Raw genomic sequence first — 3574 nt, 5'->3', positions numbered from 1 at the left:
ACGGCATGGTCGTCGGCCGGTCGTCGCCCTCGGCCACCGGGGAACGGCGGCGCGACACGGGCTGCGCGAGCACCTTGCCCACCAGGAACAGCGTGGTGCGGTAGAGCTTGTGCTCCTTGACGCACGCCTCCAGCTCGCCCAGCGTGGTCTCCACGACCGTCTCGTCGGGCAGGGACACCTTGTACGCCACCACGACCGGCGTGTCGTCGGCGTAGCCGCCCGCGCGCAGCCGTTCGACCAGCAGGGCGGTGCGCGCGCCGGACGCGGAGATCGCCATCGTGGTGCCGTGCGCGGCGAACGCCTCGACGTGCTCGGCGGTCTCGGGACCGACCAGCAGCAACGACTGGGCGACGTCCGAAGTGGTCAGCTCGCGGCCGACGGACGCCGCCGCGGCGGACACCTGCGACACGCCCGGCACGACCTCGGTCTCCAGGCCGAGCCGGCGGCACGACTCCTGCTGGTCGCGCAGACCGCTCCACACGGACGGGTCACCCGCGTGCAGCCGCACCACCTTGAGCTTGCCCGCCGACGCGCGCCGGTACAGCTCCACCACCTCGACCTCGGTGACGCGGGAGAAGTCGACCAGCTCGGCGCCGGGGCGGGCGTGCTCGCGCACGCACTCCGCCTCGACCACGCTGGGCGCCCAGAGCACCACGTCGGCCTCGGCTATCCGCTTCGCGCCGCGCACCGTGATGAGATCGGCGGCACCGGGACCGGCGCCCACGAAGGAGACCCGACCAGTCATCACAACTGCTCCCCACGACGTGTTCGGCTTGGTGGGCAAGGACCGTACCGCGCGAGCGCGATCCACTAACGAGTGGCCTCGAAGCGCACGGACTCGCTCGCGCAGGCCCGCACGAAGCGGGTCACGGCCTCCGGCGCGGACGCCGGGTGCGTGTGCAGGTACGACGCGTGCACCCGGCCGACGACGAACCCCTCGGCCACCGGGCGCAGGTCGTGGCCGCGCCACTGCCAGGCCGGTTTCGCGCCGTGCGGGACGGTCAGCGCGGTGCGGTGGAACTCGTGCCCGGTGATCCGCGAACCCGCGCGGGCCAGCACGGAGTCGTGCGGCGCCACGGCGTCGCGGTAGCCGAGCGTGAGCCGGGACGTCATCGCGCCGTCGGCGTCGAGCACGCCGCACATCGGCACGCCGTCCAACGAGTTCGCCAGGTACAGCAGGCCGCCGCACTCGGCGTGCACCGGCGCACCGCCGCGGGCCAGCGCGGCGACGGCGGCGCGCTGGCCGGTGTTGGCCGACAGCTCCGCCGAGTGGTGCTGGGGGTACCCGCCGGGCAGCACCAGCCCCGCCGTGCCCTCGGGCAGCGACTCGTCGCGCAGCGGGTCGACCACGACGACCTCGGCGCCGGTCGCGGCCAGCAGCTCGACTTGCTCGGCGTAGCCGAAGGTGAACGCCGCGCCGCCCGCGACGGCGATCGTCGGCGCGTCCCGGACCGGCTCGACCTCGGCGTGCGGGTCCCAGGTCGGCACGGCCATCGCGGGCACCTCGGCGGCGAGGCGGCGCACGGCGTCCAGGTCGACGTGCCGGGCGACCGCGTCCGCGATGGCGTCCACGGCGGCGGTGGCCGCCGGTCCGTGCTCGGCGGCGGTGACCAGGCCCAGGTGCCGGGACGGGAGGGCGAACTTGTCGTCGCGCGGCAGCACACCGAGCACCTCCAGCCCGACCTCGGCGCACGCGCCGCGCAGCACCTGCTCGTGCCGCGCCGAGCCGACCTGGTTGAGCACCACCCCGCCGAGCCGCACGGTCGGGTCGTAGCCGCGGAACCCGTGCAGCAGGGCGGCGAGGCTGCGGCTCTGGCCGCGCGCGTCGACGACGAACAGCACCGGCGCGGACAGCAGCTTGGCGACGTGCGCGGTGGACCCGATGCCCTCGGTGTCCACCCGCCCGTCGAACAGGCCCATCACGCCCTCCACCACGGCCAGGTCGCAGCCGCGGGCGCCGTGCGCGAACAGGCTCGCCACCCGGTGCTCACCGACCATGACGGGGTCGAGGTTGCGGCCCGGCCTGCCGGTGGCCACCGCGTGGTAGCCGGGGTCGATGTAGTCCGGGCCGACCTTGAACGGCGCGACCCTGTCGCCCGCGCGGCGCAGCGCCGCCATCAGGCCGGTGGCCACGGTGGTCTTGCCGCTGCCCGAGGCGGGCGCGGCGACCACCAGCCGGTTCACCACTCGATCCCCTTCTGGCCCTTCTGACCCGCGTCCATCGGGTGCTTGACCTTGGTCATCTCCACCACCAGGTCGGCGGCGTCGACGAGCCCGTCGGGAGCATGCCTGCCGGTGATGACGACGTGCTGGTGCCCGGGCCGGTTCTTCAGGGTGTCGACAACTTCGTCCACGTCGAGCCAGCCCCAGTGCAGGGGGTAGGTGAACTCGTCGAGCACGTACAGGCCGTGCTGCTCGGCCGCGAGCCTGCGGGCGATCTCCCGCCAGCCCTCGCGCGCGGCGGCGGCGTGGTCGTCCTCGGTGCCCTGCTTGCGGGTCCAGGACCAACCCTCGCCCATCTTGTGCCACTCCACCGGGCCGCCTTCGCCGGTCTGCTCGTGCAGGCGGCCGAGCGCGCGGAACGCCGTCTCCTCGCCGACCTTCCACTTGGCGGACTTCACGAACTGGAAGACGCCGATGGACCAGCCCTGGTTCCACCCGCGCAGCGCGAGGCCGAACGCGGCGGTGGACTTGCCCTTCATGTCACCGGTGTGCAGCAGGAGCAGCGGGCGGTTGCGGCGCTGCCGGGTGGTGAGGCCGTCGGTGGGGACGACGGACGGTTGTCCTTGAGGCACTTCGGCGCTCCTACGCGGTCCGGGCGGCGCGCACGACGCCGGCCGTGGTGGTGTGGGCGAACGGTTCGGTCGAGCGCGGACGGGGTGGTCTCGGGCGCACCGGCCGCCCCCTCACGCGGCCCGCGCGGCGCGCACCACGCCGGCGACCTGGTCCGCGGACAGTTCCTCCAGGCGCACGCACGCCGCTCCCAGCGCGCCCGCCACCCGTGCGGCCAGGCCCAACCGGATCGGGCCGTGCTCGCAGTCGACCACGACCGCCGCCACCCCGTCGGCCGCCAGCAGGCCGGCCGCGCGCAGGGCGTCGCGCATCGGGTCGCCGCCGGTGCCGGCGGCGGTCGCGCGACCGTCGGTCAGCAGCACCAGCAGCGGTCGGCGGCGGGGATCGCGGACCCGCTCGACCTCCAGCACGCGGCGCGCGCGCAGCAGGCCGTCGGCCAACGGCGTCCGGCCACCGGTGCGCAGCGCGCGCAGCCGGGCCGCCGCCGCGTCCACCGAGTTCGTCGGCGGCAGGGCGACCTGGGCCTCACGACCGCGGAACGTCACCACGCCGACCTTGTCCCGCCGCTGGTAGGCGTCGCGCAGCAGGGACACCACCGCGCCGCTGACGGCGGACATCCGCTGCCGGGCCGCCATGGAGCCCGACGCGTCGACCACGAACAGCACGAGGTTGCCCTCCTTGCCCTCGCGCACCGACAGCCGCAGGTCCGCGCCGCGCAGCTCCAGCCCCGGACCGCTGCGCCCGCGGGCGACCTGGTGGGGCGCCGCCGCGCCGAGCGTGC

Annotated in this window: 4 protein-coding genes; all 4 read right to left on the bottom strand. The window is 75.2% G+C overall.

Going from position 1 to position 3574, the window contains the following annotated elements; all coding sequences use genetic code 11:
• Positions 1-745: cobalt-precorrin-4/precorrin-4 C(11)-methyltransferase (locus tag AB0G02_RS31630; protein ID WP_360801381.1), on the bottom strand; the 745-nt coding region annotated here is incomplete at its 3' end.
• A 65-nt stretch (positions 746-810) separates the two neighbouring features.
• Positions 811-2184, bottom strand: coding sequence for a cobyrinate a,c-diamide synthase (locus tag AB0G02_RS31625; RefSeq protein WP_360801378.1), 1374 nt, complete (start codon positions 2182-2184; stop codon positions 811-813).
• Entirely contained in the window at positions 2181-2795 is a 615-nt protein-coding gene (gene cobO, locus AB0G02_RS31620; RefSeq protein ID WP_360801375.1) for a cob(I)yrinic acid a,c-diamide adenosyltransferase, read from the bottom strand. The genes AB0G02_RS31625 and cobO overlap by 4 nt, the downstream gene beginning before the upstream one ends.
• 111 nt (positions 2796-2906) lie before the next feature.
• The coding region (locus tag AB0G02_RS31615) for a VWA domain-containing protein (RefSeq protein WP_360801372.1) at positions 2907-3574 on the bottom strand (668 nt) is incomplete at its 5' end.

The organism is Actinosynnema sp. NPDC023658 (assembly GCF_040639995.1).
Taxonomy (GTDB): domain Bacteria; phylum Actinomycetota; class Actinomycetes; order Mycobacteriales; family Pseudonocardiaceae; genus Actinosynnema.
The sequence above is the reverse complement of the archived record's forward strand: the minus strand, read 5'-3'. Positions and strand labels throughout refer to the sequence as shown.